This is a genomic window from Devosia sp., assembly GCF_039927955.1.
GTDB lineage: Bacteria > Pseudomonadota > Alphaproteobacteria > Rhizobiales > Devosiaceae > Devosia.
Genome location: NZ_JBDSUA010000037.1, coordinates 1 through 16,332 on the forward strand (window position 1 = coordinate 1; position 16,332 = coordinate 16,332).

Annotated in this window: 14 protein-coding genes; 8 read left to right on the forward strand and 6 right to left on the reverse strand. The window is 61.0% G+C overall.

Annotation, left to right across the window (positions count from 1 at the left end):
• Positions 1-33: 33 nt before the first annotated feature.
• The 5 genes from ABIT12_RS10475 to ABIT12_RS10495 all read right to left on the reverse strand — a co-directional run bounded on the left by ABIT12_RS10475 (position 34) and on the right by ABIT12_RS10495 (position 6,538).
• Positions 34-1,188, reverse strand: coding sequence for an iron-containing alcohol dehydrogenase (locus ABIT12_RS10475; RefSeq protein WP_348044075.1), 1,155 nt, complete (start codon positions 1,186-1,188; stop codon positions 34-36).
• Between the two features lie 114 nt (positions 1,189-1,302).
• Positions 1,303-2,685, reverse strand: a complete 1,383-nt coding sequence (locus ABIT12_RS10480; protein ID WP_348044077.1) for an aldehyde dehydrogenase family protein — start codon at positions 2,683-2,685, stop codon at positions 1,303-1,305.
• A 120-nt stretch (positions 2,686-2,805) separates the two neighbouring features.
• On the reverse strand, positions 2,806-4,173 hold the full coding sequence (locus tag ABIT12_RS10485) for a glutamine synthetase family protein (protein ID WP_348044079.1): 1,368 nt from the start codon (positions 4,171-4,173) through the stop codon (positions 2,806-2,808).
• An 81-nt stretch (positions 4,174-4,254) separates the two neighbouring features.
• Positions 4,255-5,787 carry an amino acid permease gene (locus tag ABIT12_RS10490; protein WP_348044081.1) on the reverse strand — a complete coding sequence of 511 codons (1,533 nt, stop codon included), beginning with the start codon at positions 5,785-5,787 and terminating at the stop codon, positions 4,255-4,257.
• Complete coding sequence (locus tag ABIT12_RS10495) at positions 5,768-6,538, reverse strand: N-formylglutamate amidohydrolase (protein WP_348044083.1); 771 nt, start codon at positions 6,536-6,538, stop codon at positions 5,768-5,770. The genes ABIT12_RS10490 and ABIT12_RS10495 overlap by 20 nt, the downstream gene beginning before the upstream one ends.
• 164 nt (positions 6,539-6,702) lie before the next feature.
• Here ABIT12_RS10495 and ABIT12_RS10500 point away from each other — a divergent pair, with 164 nt between their 5' ends.
• Positions 6,703-7,542, forward strand: coding sequence for a MurR/RpiR family transcriptional regulator (locus ABIT12_RS10500; protein ID WP_348044085.1), 840 nt, complete (start codon positions 6,703-6,705; stop codon positions 7,540-7,542).
• A gap of 36 nt (positions 7,543-7,578) precedes the next feature.
• On the opposite strand, the gene ppk2 is transcribed toward ABIT12_RS10500, so the two are convergent.
• A complete protein-coding gene (gene ppk2, locus ABIT12_RS10505) occupies positions 7,579-8,442 on the reverse strand; it encodes a polyphosphate kinase 2 (RefSeq protein WP_348044087.1) in 864 nt (287 codons plus the stop codon).
• Between the two features lie 151 nt (positions 8,443-8,593).
• On the opposite strand from ppk2, the gene ABIT12_RS10510 reads away from it, so the two are divergent.
• The 7 genes from ABIT12_RS10510 (at position 8,594) to phoB (ending at position 16,317) form a co-directional block, all read left to right on the forward strand.
• Positions 8,594-9,832: an ATP-binding protein gene (locus ABIT12_RS10510; RefSeq protein WP_348063338.1), complete on the forward strand. Its 1,239-nt coding sequence runs from the start codon at positions 8,594-8,596 to the stop codon at positions 9,830-9,832.
• Positions 9,833-10,033: 201 nt separating this feature from the next.
• Positions 10,034-11,047 (forward strand): substrate-binding domain-containing protein, encoded by a 1,014-nt coding sequence (locus tag ABIT12_RS10515; RefSeq protein WP_348044091.1) that lies wholly within the window; start codon positions 10,034-10,036, stop codon positions 11,045-11,047.
• A 66-nt stretch (positions 11,048-11,113) separates the two neighbouring features.
• Entirely contained in the window at positions 11,114-12,493 is a 1,380-nt protein-coding gene (gene pstC / locus ABIT12_RS10520; protein ID WP_348044093.1) for a phosphate ABC transporter permease subunit PstC, read from the forward strand.
• A gap of 1 nt (position 12,494) precedes the next feature.
• Positions 12,495-13,862 carry a phosphate ABC transporter permease PstA gene (gene pstA / locus ABIT12_RS10525; RefSeq protein WP_348044095.1) on the forward strand — a complete coding sequence of 456 codons (1,368 nt, stop codon included), beginning with the start codon at positions 12,495-12,497 and terminating at the stop codon, positions 13,860-13,862.
• Positions 13,863-13,943: 81 nt separating this feature from the next.
• Positions 13,944-14,726 carry a phosphate ABC transporter ATP-binding protein PstB gene (gene pstB / locus ABIT12_RS10530; protein ID WP_348044151.1) on the forward strand — a complete coding sequence of 261 codons (783 nt, stop codon included), beginning with the start codon at positions 13,944-13,946 and terminating at the stop codon, positions 14,724-14,726.
• A 172-nt stretch (positions 14,727-14,898) separates the two neighbouring features.
• On the forward strand, positions 14,899-15,609 hold the full coding sequence (gene phoU / locus ABIT12_RS10535; RefSeq protein ID WP_348044097.1) for a phosphate signaling complex protein PhoU: 711 nt from the start codon (positions 14,899-14,901) through the stop codon (positions 15,607-15,609).
• A 6-nt stretch (positions 15,610-15,615) separates the two neighbouring features.
• Complete coding sequence (phoB, locus tag ABIT12_RS10540) at positions 15,616-16,317, forward strand: phosphate regulon transcriptional regulator PhoB (protein ID WP_348044099.1); 702 nt, start codon at positions 15,616-15,618, stop codon at positions 16,315-16,317.
• Positions 16,318-16,332 lie beyond the last annotated feature (15 nt).

A 16,332-nucleotide genomic window follows, 5' to 3' on the forward strand; every position in this document is an offset into this window, starting at 1 on the left:
AGGGGAGAAGGATGACGACGGGGAGAACGGCAATTAAACCCGCCCGGTCATCGCCCGATCAAAAATCTCCAGCGCCCGCGCCTTGGTCAGCTCGATCGGATTGCCGCCTGCGGTCGGATCGACAATCGCCATATCGCCGATCAGCTCGCGCTTGCTGTCGTCGACCTTGAAATCCTTGAGGGTGTGGGGAACGTTGAGCCGCACCCGCAGCGCCAGCACGGCATGCAGGAAGGCCTCGAAGGTGGGCGACAGGCCCAGATAAGCCGCCAGCCGACCGATGCGCGCTTCGATCGCCGAACGGTTCACCGCCAGCACATAGGGCATGAATACCGCATTGGTCATGCCGTGATGGGTATCGAACAGCGCTCCGACCGGGTGGCTCAGCGCATGAATGCCGCCAAGCCCCTTCTGGAACGCCGTGGCGCCCATCGCCGCTGCGCTCATCATGTGGCCGCGCGCTTCGATATCGTTGGGGTTGGCCGCGACCTTGGGCAGGTTCTCGAATACCAGCCGAATGCCTTCCACCGCGATGCCATCGGCCATTGGGTGGTAACCCGGTGCGCAATAGGCTTCGAGGCAATGGGCCAGCGCATCCATGCCGGTGCCGATCGTGATGAACGCCGGCATCCCCACGGTCAGTTCGGGGTCGGCGATGACGACTTTGGGCAGCATCAGCGGGTGAAAGATCACCTTCTTGGTGTGCGTGGTTTCGTCGGTGATGACGCTGGCGCGGCCTACTTCCGAACCGGTTCCGGCGGTGGTCGGCACGGCAACGATGGGGAAAATCCCCTTCGGATCGGCGCGGGTCCACCAGTCGCCAATGTCCTCGAAATCCCACATCGGCCGTGTCTGTCCAGCCATGAAGGCGATCGCCTTACCGACGTCCAGCCCCGAACCGCCGCCAAAGGCGATGACGCCATCATGCCCGCCCGCGCGCAAAACCTCGACGCCGGCATTCACATTGGCCGAAATCGGATTGGGTTTCACATCGGCGAACACGCCAACCTCATAGCCGGCATCTTTGAGCAGCTTGATGGTGTTCTGCGTCACCGGCAGGTTGACCAGCCCGGCATCGGTTACCAGCAGCGGCTTGCTGATCCCGGCGGTCTTGAGCGCATCCGACAATTCGGCAATGCGGCCGGGGCCGAACTTGATGGCAGTGGGGTAGTTCCAGTTGGCTTTGGTCATGTTGTTTTCCTTAAAACCTCCCCATCCCGGCGAGGCCGGGATCCATCTTGAAATCTGGGGATAAGCCCCGGCCTGCGCCGGGGTGACATCGAGAATGCGGCGTGTCCGCGTCCGCTAAACTTTCTTGAAGTGATAGGCCTTGGGCTGGGTCAAATTCTGGTAGCCGATCTCGCCCAGCGTGCCGCCCTTGCCAGTGTCCTTGACGCCGGTCCAGACCAAAGCCGGATCGATATAGTCGCAGCGGTTGGCAAACACGGTGCCGGTTTCGATCTTCGGGCCGAGCTTGGCGACGGTGTCCAAGTCTTCGGTCCAGATCGACGCGGTGAGGCCATAGGGGCTGTCGTTCATCAGCTCCACGGCTTCGGCGTCATCGCGCACCTTCATGATGCCGACCACCGGACCGAAGCTCTCCTCGCGCATCACCGACATCTGGTGGTTCACATTGGTCAGAACTTCCGGCGGCAGGTAGGGCGAGCCTTCCTTGTCCAGCGGGTGTTTGGAATTGAGGTGCCGCGTCGCGCCGCCACGAATGGCCTCGGCAGTCTGCTGGCGCACGGCATCGGCAAAGTTGTAGCGGGCCATCGGGCCGACAATGGTGTCGGGGTTGAGTGGATCGCCCAGCGTCCAGCCCTTGGCGCTTTCCACGAACCGCTCGACGAAGGTGTCGTACACCGCTTCCTGCACATAGATGCGCTCGATGCCGCAGCAGCTCTGGCCCGAATTGAAGAACGAGCCATCGACAAGGTTTTCCACGGCATAATCGAGATTGGCATCGGCCCGCACATAGGCAGGGTCCTTGCCGCCCAGTTCCAGCCCGAGCGAGGCAAAGGTGCCTGCTGCCGCCTTTTCGATACGCCGACCACCTTCGACCGAGCCGGTGAAGTTGATGTGATCGATTGCCCCCGAGCCGATCAGCTTTTCGGTATCGGCGTGGCCCAGCACCAGGTTCTGGAACAGCCCTTCCGGCAGGCCCGCCTGCTTTGCGGCCTCGGCAAAGCGCTCACCCACCAGCAGGGTCTGGCTGGCGTGCTTGAGGATGATCGAATTGCCCGCCATCAGCCCCGGAACGATGGAGTTGTTGGCGGTCATATAGGGATAGTTCCATGGCGCGATCACCAGCACGGTGCCCAGCGGCTCACGGGTCAGGTAGCGGGTGAAGCCGGGCTTGTCGGTATGCTCCACCGGCGCCAGGAATTCTTCGGCATGCTCGATCATGTAGCGCGCACGTTCTTCCAGCCCGCGCTTTTCGCCGCCAAACCGGATTGGCCGGCCCATCTGCAAAGCCAGTTCGGGCACGATCTCGTCGTTCATGCCGAGCAGCGCATCAAGGAAATGGGTGATGATCTTGGCGCGCTCCTTGAGCGTCACCTCGCCCCAGGCCTTGCGGGCCGCCTTGGAGCGAACCACCGCCGCTTCGATTTCCGCGCCGCCGGCAGTCTGCCGCTCGGCCACGATGCGCCCATCGACGGGCGAAATGATCTTGACCGTTTCGGTCATGTGCAATGCTTCCTTTGATAGTGCAGTGGTTGCCGCCAACCACCCGCGTCATCCCCGCAAAGCGGGAACGAACATCGTGAAATAACCTGTCGCAGTGCTAGCCGCGAATTGCGACAGAAACTAGCTCCGCTCGAACCCGCGCTTCAGCTCCCAGTCGGTGACGCGGCGATCATATTCGAACTGCTCCCACTCTGCCGTGTGGACATAGTGACCCACCACCTGCTCACCGAAGGCATCCCTGAGCATCTTGGATTTGCGCAGCGTGTCAGTGGCTTCGCGCAGGGTCTTTGGAATGTCGCGCAGTTTCTTGGTCACATAGGCGTCGCCGACAAAAGCCGGTGCCAGCACCATCTTGTCCTCGATGCCCTTGATCCCCGCCGCAATCAGCGCCGCAATGGCCAGATAGGGGTTGAGGTCCGCCCCGCCCATGCGGCACTCGACGCGGATCGATTTGGAATGTTCGCCACAAAGGCGGAAGCCGGCAGTCCGATTGTCCGAGCTCCACATGATCTTGGTCGGCGCGAAGGTGCCGGCCTGGAAGCGCTTGTAGGAATTGATGTAGGGCGCCAGGAAATAGGTGAACTCGCTGGCATAAGCGATCTGTCCGGCCATGAAGTGCTTCATGGTCTCGCTCATGCCATGCGCATCCTTGGCATCGACAAAGACCGGTTTGCCCTTCTTGTCGGCCAGCGACATGTGGATATGGCTCGATGAACCAGCCAGGCCAAAATCCCACTTGGCCATGAAGGTCACGGCCTTGCCCTGGGCGTAGGCGATTTCCTTGGTGGCGTTTTTCAGCACCACATGGCGGTCGGCCATGGTCAGCGCATCCGAGTATTTGACGTTGATTTCTTCCTGGCCCGGACCCCATTCGCCCTTGGACGATTCCACCGGAATGCCCGAGGCCTGCAAATGCTTGCGCAGCGCCCGCATCACGCCTTCTTCCTTGGTGGTCTGGAAGATGTGGTAATCCTGGATGTAATCGCCGGCGGTCTGGGCCGTGCGATAGCCCTTCTGGCTGATGCTGCGATAATCGTCATCGAACAGGTAAAATTCCAGTTCGGTCGCCGCATTGGCGGTAAAGCCCATCGCATCGAGCCGCGCGATCTGCTGTTTCAGGATCGCGCGCGGGCTGTGCGGAATCGGTTCATGATGATGGTGGTCGGAAAGATCGCATAGAACGATGGCGGTGCCTTCCAGCCACGTCGCTTTCATCAGCGTGGCCAGGTCGGGCTTCAGCACGAAGTCGCCATAGCCCTTGGCCCAGTTCGAGGCCTCGTAGCCAGGCACCGGCTCCATATCGATATCGTTGGCCAGCAGGTAGTCGCAGCCATGGGTCTCGTCACCAGCGATTTCCAGGAAATACTCGGCCTGGCAGCGCTTGCCCATCAGCCGCCCCTGCATGTCGGGAAAGGCGACGAGGACGGTGTCGATCAAACCCTTCGCGATGTCAGCTTTGAGCGCGTCCAGACTATAGGCAGCGGCCATTTTCGGCTCCCGTTGAGGCTTTGATTTGTTGGAATGAAAAGGAGGCCGCAGCATGCCGCGGCCTCCAAAGGGGTTAGACGATCAGGTGAACTTCTTTTCGATCTCGGCGATTTCCGCCTGCCGCTTCAGGATCTTGTCGCCGACCGGTGGGCCTTCGAAACGCTTTTTTTCAAAGGCGAACCAGATGATTGCAGCGACGACCAGGAAGGCCAGCGTGATCCACATAACCTGCCCGTTCGGCGGCTGGATAGCGATGAAAACAATCAATGCCATGCCCAGCACTGACAGCACCGCGAACAGCTTGTAGGCAGCGACGCCGATGTTCCATGGCCCCATCGTCGGCCACTTCGGTGTGCCGATGGCAAAGAAACCCGCCACGATTGGCACTGTGAAGCTGAGGAAGAGGAAAATCAGCGTGGCGTTGACGACCAGGGTGTAAATGTTGGTACCCCCGATCGACTGCGTCTGGGCGAGCCAGACAAACAGCATTTCGAGAATGGCGCCGGTCCAGATCGCCACGACCGGAGTACGGAACCGCACCGAAACGCCGGCGATTTGCTTGGAGAACACCGGCACGCCACCGTCGCGTGAGAACGCGAACAACATGCGCGAGGTTGAGGTCACCGTGGCCAGGCCACAGATGAACTGGGCGATCAGGATGGCGAGATAGAGGACCTTCACCAGCCAGTCGGGCAGAACCGCCGTCATTGTGTTGAAGAACACGGACCAGCCTTGCGAGACACCCACCGCCAAATCCGGGATGGCGATCATGATCGCCGAAACCATCACCCAACCGGCCAGCGATGAGATGATGACCGAGTTGATGATACCCTTGGGTACCGACATGGCCGCGTTCTTGGTCTCTTCCGAGGTGTGCGCAGACGCGTCATAGCCGGTGATCGTGTAGATCGGCAGCAGCAGGCAGAGCGAGAACAGGTAGAGCATGTTGTCGGTCTTGGGGAACACATTGCCGCCAACGTCACCGGAATTGTTGGCAAACGTCCACAACCGGCTCCAGTCATGCGTCGGCGCCAGGGCGAGCAGGGCGACGACTAGAACCACGGTTGTCGCCAGAATCAAGTAGCCCGACCAGTCAGTGAGCAGTGCGGTGAACTTGATGCCGAGGTGATTGATGATCGCCTGTGCGATCGTAACCACGACGACGAACAGGACGATGTGCAGCGGGTCAACCGTCATGCCGATGATGGAGCCGAACGTGCCTTGGAAAAAGAACGCCGTTCCGATATTGATCGCGCCCATCACGGTGATCAGCCCAAGCAAGTTGAGCCACGCCGTAATCCAGCCGGTGAAGCGGTTGCCCAGGATTGAACCCCAGTGATAAAGCCCCCCCGCAGTGGGATAAGCCGATGCGATCTGCGCCATGCAGATGGCAAAAAAGCCCGACACAAAGCAGCCGGCGATCCAGCCGATGCCGGCACCGGCGCCGCCGACCGACCCGGTTGCCTGCGCGAACGAGTTAATGCCGCCTGACAGAATGCAAATAATCGAGAACGAAATCGCGAAGTTCGAAAACCCGCTCATTCGCCGCGCTAGTTCCTGGGCATAGCCCATGGAATGGAGGATTTTTACGTCCTCATGATGTTCCGACGCCATAACCTTGTCCTTCCGTTTGCCCCATTGGCGACTGCAGTTGACCCAGCTTTGCCGGTTGGCCCTCGAGCGTCAGACGCGCCCGTTCAAGCCACCGGGCCAGGCGGGAGGCCCACAGGGCTACCCCGTCCGGTTCGAGAATTTCGGTATTGCGGATTTCGATCATGGTCGCGTCAAGCCCGCGCCCGTCGCCATGCTGTTCCAGCGTCAACGTCACCCCGTTAAGCGCCGCATAGGGTTCGTTCCAGCCCACGTTCAGGTCAGCGTCTTCGGCCTTGATCGCGTTCATCAGGGCCTGGGTGAAGCCCGTATCGCCGCCATGGATCAGCCCGATCGGCCAAGGCCGGCTGACGCCGAGATAAACTGGCGTGAACGAGTGCATGCAGACCAGAATGGTTGCGAGCCCGTCGGCTGCGCGCTTGTCGAGCAGGGCCGTGATCGCATCGTGGAACGGCGCGTGAAAATCATCGATCCGGCGTTGGCGCTCATCGGCGCTGATGCCGATATTGGCGGCGATCTCGGTGTCTTCTGACAGCGTCCAGATCAGTCCGGGTGAGGTGGTAATGCGGTTGCAGTCGATGATGAGGCGCGACACCGTCGAATGCACCAGCGGCGCATCGAGCAGGTCCACCATCGCATGGCACACCGCCAGAGCGCCGGGGTCCCAGGCGATATGGGTCAGCCGCTGAACCGAGCTCAGGCCGAGATCGCCATAGCGTTCGGGAATATGATTGGACGCGTGGTCGCATACCAAGACAAAAGGCGACCGGCCTTCTGCATTGTTGACCTGAAACGGCTGGCGTCCGTGCCCATCCACGCTCAGTGCACCTTTCGTTAATATTGTACGATATGTTCCGGAAATCTGGTATCTGTCAACATTGAACGAAATGTTTCAGTGCGTGACGGAGACTGGGCAGCATGGACGTCGCCGGCATCGAAAGCCATATCCACCAGTCGATGAGCCGCCTGACCTCGGCGGAAAAACGGGCGGCGCGCGCTTTGCTGGCCAATTACCCCACGATCGGATTGGCACCGGTTGTCGTCTTCGCCCGCGAGGCCGGTACCAGTCCGGCCACCATCTCCCGTTTCGTGGCGCAACTGGGCTTCAAATCCTATCCCGATCTGCAGCGGGCGCTGCGCGACGAATTGGAAGAGCGGGTCAAATCGCCATTGCAGCGTGGCCTCGCCAAGGCCAGTTCAACCAGCGATGCGGAGCACTATCTTGATGGGTTTTTCCGCCAGCTCGGCGCCAATATGGAGGCCTCGGCGGCTCGTATTCCTGCGTCAGAATTTGAGTCGGCGGCGGCCTTGCTGGCCAATCTTCGCACGAGCTTGCATATAACTGGCGGCCGCTTTACCGAGGCCATGGCGCTTTATATGGAGGCCCATCTGCGGCTGGTCCGCCCCGATGTGCGACGGATGGACGCCCGCGCCGCGGTGCGCGCCGACCAGATGCTCGACGTCAGGCCCGGCGATGTCGCGATCCTGTTCGACGTGCGCCGCTATGATCCGCAATTGCTCGAGACCGCTGCCCAACTTTCCGCCCGCCGGGCGGTCATGGTGTTGTTTACTGACGAATGGATTTCTCCCGCCTCCAAATATGCCAGGATCGTTATCCCGTGCCGCATTGCCATGGAGCGGACCTGGGATGCCAACGCAGCCCTGTTTGCCGTGGTGGAAGCGCTGATCGCCCGGGTCACCGAACTGGCCTGGCCAACGGCCAGCAAGCGGCTCGATGCGATCGACTGGCGGCTGTAGGCCGCCAGCAGAACCCTGCTGCCGACAGAGCCAGCCTTAAGCTGCATCTACATCCTTGAGCCCCAGGAACTCCGAACCGCTCAGAATGATCTTGCGATCGATGTCGCCGATGGCATTGGGGTCCTTGCCCTCAAAGCTCAGTCTGTCCAGTACGATGCGGATCAGATTGAGCCGACCGCGCCGCTTGTCGTTGAACCGCACCACGGTCCACGGCGCGTGGGCGCTGTCGGTCCGCCGCAGCATGGCGTCGCGTGCCACCGAATACTCATCCCACTTCTCCAGCGCCTTCATATCGACCGGCGACAGTTTCCATTGCTTGAGCACATCGTGGCGCCGGTCATGGAACCGCTTGAACTGCATCTCGCGGCCGATCGACAGCCAGAACTTGAACAGGTGGATACCGTCATTGGTGATCCGCTTTTCAAAATGCGGCACTTCCTCGAGGAAATGCTCGGTCTGTTCGGGCGTGCAGAACCCCATCACCGGCTCGACCCCGGCCCGGTTATACCAGGAGCGGTCGAACAGTACGGTTTCCCCGCGCGCCGGCATCCAGTCGACATAGCGCTGGAAATACCATTGCGTACTTTCCCGATCGTTGGGCTTGGGCAGCGCCGCGATCAGATTGTAGCGGGCATTGAGATTTTCGAGGTAGGTCTTGATCGAACCACCCTTGCCGGCAGCGTCGCGCCCCTCGAACACGATCATCACGCGCTCGCCGCCCTTGGCCAGATGCGCCTGCAGCGTCACCAACTGCTTTTGCAGCGCCAGCATTTCGGTTTCGTAGATATCGGTATCGAGCTTGTCCTCGTAGGGATAGCCGCCCGATTCCATCGCCGCCTTCTTGATCGCCTTGGGCAGGTCAGGATTGTCGATATTGAAGTCCTCGAACGTGTCGCCCACGCTGCATCTCCCAAAGCTGTATCTCGTTTGTCGCAATGAACGTGCTATGAAGGCCGCCGCCGCGCAAGGGCAGCTGTGCGGGTCGCCAGTGCAATGAGTTCAAATGGTTGATCGTCCATCCCCTAATGCATCAACAACTGGTCCGCTCACGATGACGCTGGCCCGGCTGATCGCGCGCGCCACCATGCTCGCCATGTTGGCCGTCGTGCTGCTGTTCTTCGTGCTGCGCTCCGGGCTGCCGGTTGCCGACGCCATTCTGGGCTGGCTGGTCATCGCCGTTACGGCAGCACTGCTGCCGCACTCGTTCATTACGGTGGAAACACCGGCGCCCGTTGCGACGGCCACCGGCATCAGCGGCCTAACCGTTTCCGGCTTTGCCGAAGCGCTGACCGATCCGTGCCTGGTTCTCGACAAGCGGTCCATCGTGCGCCATCGCAACGCCCCCGCAGCGCGCAAATTCCCCAATGTCGCCATCGGCAATCCGGTGACCTTTGCAATGCGCAATCCCGAACTGGTGCAGGCAATCGAAAGCGTCTGGCGTTCCGGCCAAACCAAAATCATCGAGCTGCATGAGACCCTGCCCACTGAAACCTGGGAACGGGTCGCCGTGGCGCCGCTTCCCAGTCAGCACGGTGAGTGGCTGAACGATGAAAACCCGCTGCTGCTGATCACCTTCCAGAGCCTGACCGAACTCAAGCGCGTCGAGGCGTTGCGGACCGATTTCATCGCCAATGCCAGCCACGAATTGCGCACGCCGCTGACGTCGCTGCTGGGCTTTATCGATACGCTGCTGGGCCCGGCGGCAAGAGATGTCGCAGCGCGCGAAAAATTCCTGCTGATCATGCGGGGCCAGGCGGAGCGCATGGCCAAGCTGATCGAAGATCTGCTGTCGCTGTCTCGTATCGAGATGCACCAGCACGTTCGCCCCACCGGCTCGGTCGATCTGGTGGCGCTGCTGCGCGAAGTACGCGAAGGGCTGCAGATGCAGGCCCGCGCTGCCAATGTCGAAATCACCCTCGATATCCCCGCCGATGCAGCCAGGACCACCGGCGACCGCGATGAGCTTTATGAGGTGTTCGAAAACCTGATCGAAAACGCCATCAAGTATGGTGGTGACGGCAAAACGGTGGAACTGGTGCTGGCGGCGTCCAATCTGCCGGGCCTTGCCCACCAGATCAGCGTCACCGACCATGGGCCCGGCGTCGAGCCCGAGCATGTGCCGCGCCTGACCGAGCGGTTCTACCGCATCGACGCCGATACTAGCCGCAAAAAGAAGGGCACGGGCCTTGGTCTGGCGATAGCCAAACACATCGTCAATCGCCATCGCGGCCAGCTTGCGATCCGCAGCCGCCCTGGCGAAGGCATGCGCGTGGATGTGTCACTTCCGTGACGGTTTCGCCGCGCCTCTGCGGTTGTTCCTAAAATATCTCTGCAAAAACAATAGGTTGGTCTGTCATATAACTGTCAGTCAAGTGTCATAAAACCATGACCAGTCGAACATAGGGTGCGGCTGTCAAACACCGGACGGGGTCGAACCCGCACCCAATCTGCCGGGTTTAAAGCTTCGTTTTGCAAAAAAAGGGAAAATTCCATGAAAGCCATGTCTTTCGCCAGCGCCGCCGTGATCGCGCTTGTCGCCTTCGGCACCACTGCCGCCTTCGCTCGCGACACCATCCAGATCGCCGGTTCGTCGACCGTTCTGCCGTTCGCCTCGATCGTTGCTGAAGAATTCGCCGCTGCCTTCCCAGACTTCAAGGCTCCAGTTGTTGGTTCGGGCGGCACCGGTGCCGGTCTGAAGCAGTTCTGCGAAGGCGACGGCGAAAACACCATCGACATCGCTAACGCTTCGCGTCCGATCAAGGACAGCGAAAAGGAAGTCTGCACCACCAATGGCGTCAAGGACATCCGTGAAATCCAGTTCGGCTTCGACGGCATCGTGTTCGCCTCTGCCGCGACCGGCCCGGATTTCGCTCTGACCCCGGTTGAAGTGTACAAGGCCCTGGCTGCCCAGATCATGGTTGACGGCAAGCTCGTCGACAATCCCAACAAGACCTGGAAGGACGTTGACGCTTCCCTCCCAGACCAGCCGATCGCTCTGGCCATCCCGGCTTCGAACCACGGCACCCGGGAAGTGTTCCAGCAGAAGGTCGTCGATGCCGGCGCCAAGGAAGCTGGCCTTCCTGAAGGTCTGACCGACGAGCAGAAGCTCGCTGCCACCACCACCTTCCGTCAGGATGGCGTTACCGAAATCTCTGGTGACTACACCGAAACCCTGGCTCGTCTGAAGTCCGACCCGAACACCGTTGGCGTGTTTGGCCTGTCGTTCTACGACGAAAACAAGGACAGCCTGAAGGTTGCGACCGTCAATGGCGTCGTCCCGTCCAATGAGTCGGTTGCCAAGGGTGAATACCCGGTGTCGCGTCCGCTGTTCTTCTACGTCAAGGGCTCGCATATCGGCCTGGTCCCCGGCATCGAAGAATACGTTCAGTTCTTCATGTCTGACGCCATGATCGGCGAAGGCGGCACTCTCGAAGCCGCTGGCCTGATCCCGCAGCCGGCTGCCAAGTCCGCTGAAGTTCTCGCAGCTTTCGCCGCCGCAAAGTAATCGCCTGATCCAGGGCCGCGCCCTTCGGGTGCGGCCCGTCCTTTATTCGCGGGGGCGCGTCTGCCAATGAATTCCCTGGTTGTTGCCGGCCTGTTGCTGGTTTTGTTAGGTCTCGCCTACCAGACGGGTTGGTCCAGGAGCCGTGCGCTGGTTTCGGCCAATGGCGTGAAGGTTCACTCTCGCCCGCAGTACCATGCTTCGCTGGTTGCGATCTGGGCCCTGCTTCCCGCGCTGGTGATCCTGGGCCTCTGGGCCTGGTTTGGCGGCGGCATCGTCCGCAGCTACGGTCTGTCTCAGCTTCCCGCCGACGTCCTGGCCACCCTTGATGGCCCCGGCAAGTCTGCCGCCTTTGCCCGCCTGCAGGCCCTTGCCTCTGGCTACGGCGTTAACGGTGCGCTGCAGCCCTACGAACAGGCCGCTGGCGATGCTCTGCGCTCGTTCCAGTTCATCACGTTCTTCGCCGTGGTCATCCTTGCAGCTGTCGCCGGTGTCGGTGCGCTGCTGTTTGCCCGCAACCAGATCACTGCCCGGCTGCGTGCCCGTAACGCTGTCGAACGCGTCGTCAACATCGCGCTGCTGGCCTGTTCCGGCGTTGCCATCCTGACCACTGTCGGCATCGTTGCTTCGCTGCTGACCGAAGCGCTCCGCTTCTTCACCTTCATCAACCCGATCAGCTTCTTCTTCGGTACGGTCTGGAGCCCGCTCAACGGCTCCACAGTGCCAGGTCAGTATGGCCAGTATGGTTTGCTGCCGCTGCTGGTTGGCACGCTGATGATCACCGTCATCGCCATGATCGTCGCTGTGCCGGTCGGCCTGATGGCGGCGATCTATCTCAGCCAGTATGCCCACCGCACGCTGCGCGCCATTGCCAAGCCGATCATCGAAATCCTGGCCGGTATCCCCACTATCGTCTATGGCTTCTTCGCCCTGGTCACCGTCGGTCCATTCCTGCGTGATGCCGGTCACTTCGTCGGGCTGTCGATCAACGCCACCAGCGCCCTGACGGCCGGCATCGTCATGGGCATCATGATCATCCCGTTCGTGTCCTCGCTGTCTGACGACATTCTCAACCAGGTACCGCGCACCCTGCGTGACGGCGCCTACGGCCTTGGCGCTACCAAGTCAGAAACCATCCGCAGCGTGCTGCTGCCAGCAGCATTGCCCGGTATCGTTGGCGCCTTCCTGCTGGCCGTCAGCCGCGCCGTGGGTGAAACCATGATCGTGGTGCTGGCAGCCGGCAATTCGCCGGTGCTGCGTGGCAACCCGTTCGAGCCGGTGGCCACCATCACCGTTTCGATCGTCAACCAGCTCACCGGCGATACCGATTTTGCCGGTCCCCAGTCGCTGGTCGGCTTCGCTCTGGGCTTGACGCTCTTTGTCGTCACCCTCTGCCTCAACATCTTTGCCTTGTACATCGTCCGCCGCTTCCGGGAGCAGTACGAATAAAATGACTGACATGCTCGCTGCTACCGCCATCAAGCCGACCAACGAACGTACTCAGCGCATCCGCGCCAGCTTGCGCCGCCGCCACACGGGCGAGGCGATCTTTCGTGGCCTGGGCCTTGCCGCCATCATTCTGGCGCTTGGTTTCGTTGTCCTGCTGTTCACCGACATTATCCGCAAAGGTGCCCCGGCGTTCATTCAGAGCAACGTGCATCTGAGCATCAATTTCGATCCGGCCATCATCACCACCGGCCCGGCGCCCGTTCGCGCCGCCGGGCAGTCCGACGCCGAGTTCAATGGCGCCAACGTCAAGTGGCAGCGCGATCTGGCTCTGCTGAACTGGAACAAGGTAATCGAAGCCTCGCTGCGCGCCGCAGCGCCGGCCGGCTACGACATCTCCGGCAAAGACATCCTGTCCATCGCTGAAACCGATGCGCGCCATCAGGTGCGTGAAGCCTTCGCCGCCAATCCGGCGCTGCTCGGCCAGACCACCAAGATCGACGTCCTGGCCTCTGCCAATACGAACAACTGGATCAAGGGCAATATCGACCGCAGTCTGCCCGACGCCCAGCAGCAGCTTTCGCCGCAGGCTCGTGGCCTGATCGACCAGCTGGTCGCCAGCGGCGGCATCAGTTCGGGCTTTGCCTGGACCATCCTGACCAATGTCGACAGCCGTGCGGCTCCAGCTGCGTCCGGTCTGCTCGGCGCCTTCTTCGGCACGCTCTACATGATGATCATCGTCATCCTGCTGGCAGTGCCGATCGGGGTGGCTAGCGCCATCTATCTTGAAGAGTTTGCGCCCAAGTCGCGCCTGACCGACTTCATCGAAGTCAACATCAATAACCTGGCGGCGGTGCCGTCCATCGTCTTCGGTCTGCTCGGCGCTGCCGTGTTCATCAACTATCTGGGCCTGCCGATCTCGGCCCCGCTGGTTGGTGGTCTGGTGTTGACCCTGATGACGCTGCCCACCATTATCATCGCCACCCGCGGTGCGCTTTTGGCGGTGTCGCCGGCCCTGCGCCAGGCGGCCCTGGGCATGGGTGCTTCCAAGACCCAGATGGTGTTCCACCATGTGCTGCCGGTCACGCTCCCCTCCATCCTGACCGCGACCATTATCGGCGTAGCTCACGCCATGGGTGAAACCGCCCCACTGCTGCTGATTGGCATGAAGGCGTTCGTCGCTGCCGTGCCAGCCAGCCCGCTCGATCAGGCCACCGCGCTGCCCGTGCAGATCTACCTCTGGCAGGGCAACGAAAACCGCAACTTCTTCGAAGGTCATACGTCGGCAGCAATCATGGTGTTGCTGGCCTTCATGATCCTGCTCAACGGCACTGCCGTGCTGCTCCGCTCTCGCCTCGAAAAACGCGCTTGAGCGAGCGCAGATAAAAGGAACTCGAAAATGGACGTGATGGCTGGCAAGGTTAAGATGACCCAAATGAGTGCAAATTCCGCCATGAACCCGACTGATATGCTCCAACGCCCGATCCGCCTGCACGCCAAGGACGTCACCGTCAGTTACGGTGCCAAGCAGGCCCTGCACGGCATCTCGATCGATATTCCCGATCGCGCCGTGACCTCCTTCATCGGACCCTCGGGCTGTGGCAAGTCGACCTTCCTGCGCTGCATCAACCGCATGAACGATACTATCGAAGGCGCCAAGGTCGGCGGCCTGATCGAACTCGACGGCGAAAACATCTATGATCCCGCTCTCGACGTGGTTGAGTTGCGGGCTCGTATCGGCATGGTCTTCCAGAAGCCCAATCCGTTCCCCAAGTCGATTTACGAAAACGTCGCCTACGGCCCCAAGATCCACGGCCTGGTGAAGTCCAAGACCGACACCGACGAAATCGTCGTCTCGTCCTTGCGCAAGGCCGGCCTGTTCGAAGAGGTCAAGGATCGCCTGAACGAACCCGGCACCGGTCTTTCCGGTGGTCAGCAGCAGCGCCTGTGCATTGCTCGTGCCATCGCCGTTGGTCCTGAAGTGATCCTGATGGACGAACCCTGCTCGGCTCTCGATCCGATCGCCACCGCCATCATCGAAGAACTGATCGACGAATTGCGTGAAAACTACACGATCGTCATCGTCACCCACTCGATGCAGCAGGCCGCGCGCGTCAGCCAGAAGACCGCGTTCTTCCATCTGGGCAATCTGATCGAAGAAGGTGTCACCGAAGACATCTTCACCAACCCGGTCAACAAGCAGACCCAAGACTATATCATGGGCCGTATCGGCTAGGAGCATCGATCTTCGGGCCAGACCGGCCTGCAAATGGCAGTCATCTGCGCTTCCGGTGCTCACGTACCCAAATGTACGCTCCGCTCCGGTTCTCGATAACCACCATTTTCGACTCGGTCCGCCCCAAACCTCGACGCCCCTAGTGCCCCCCTAGAGACAAAGGACTATGGCAATGGCCTCCAATTCCCCGGACCACATCGTTACCTCCTACAGCGACGAGCTGACCAACCTTGCAGCGCTGATCGCCGAAATGGGCGGCCAAGTCGAAGTCGCCATCGAAAACGGCACCAAGAGCCTGCTCAAGCTCGATCGTGAACTGGCCGACGTCACCATCATCGCCGACCAGCGCATCGACGACATGCAGCGCAAGATCGACGATATGGCCGTGTCGATGATCGCCCGCCGCCAGCCGATGGCGTCCGATCTGCGCTCGATCATCACCGCAATCCATGTTGCCTCCGACCTCGAACGCGTCGGCGACATGGCCAAGCAGCTGTCGCGCCGCTCGCTCAAGCTCGATGGCCTCAGCCTGCAGCCGACCTTTTATAACGGCGTCAAGAACATGACCGGCCTGGTGCTGCGTCAGGTCAAGGATGCGCTCGATGCCTACGCTTCGCGTGATGCCGCCGCTGCCATCGCGGTGTGCAATCACGACGACGAAGTGGACGCCATGTACACCTCGCTGTTCCGCGAACTGCTCACCTACATGATGGAAGATCCGCGCAACATCACGCCCTGTACCCACCTGCTGTTCTGCGCCAAGAACCTCGAGCGCATCGGCGACCACGCCACCAATATCGCTGAACGCGCCTATTACCTGCAGACCGGCAAGCAGTTGACGTCCGACGTGCAGGACCTGCAGCGCACGCAGATCAAGGCTTGATCGGCCATGGTTGCCACCATTCTGGTCGTGGAGGATGAGGCCGATCTGTCGGTGCTCATGCGCTACAATCTGGAGGCCGAAGGCTTCCGGGTGCTGACCGCCGAAAGCGGCGACGAAGCCGTCGAGGCCATGCAGGAAACCATCCCCGACCTCATCCTGCTCGACTGGATGCTGCCGGGCCTCAGCGGCATCGAACTCTGCCGCCGCTGGCGTGCCCGCGAAGAAACCGCCCGCGTGCCGATCATCATGATTACAGCGCGCGGCGAAGAAGAAGAACGTGTCCGTGGCCTGGCGACCGGCGCCGACGACTATGTGGTCAAGCCGTTCTCTGTGCCTGAGCTGCTGGCGCGTATCAATGCCCTGCTGCGCCGCTCCAGCCCAAAGCTGGTCACCGCTGTGCTCAAGGCCGGCGATCTGGAACTGGACCGCACCAGCCATCGCGTTTCCCGCTCGGGCCGCGAGGTCCATCTTGGACCAACCGAATACCGGTTGCTGGAATATCTGATGCGTCACCCTGGCCGGGTCTATTCGCGCGAGCAACTGCTTGATGGTGTCTGGGGCAATGACGTCTATGTCGACGAACGCACTGTCGACGTCCATGTCGGCCGCCTGCGCAAAGCCATCAACCGTGGCCGCTCGGCTGATCCCATCCGCACGGTGCGCGGGGCAGGATATGCGTTCGACGAGCGGTTTGAGAAGGCGAGCTGATTGCTCTTCAAAATC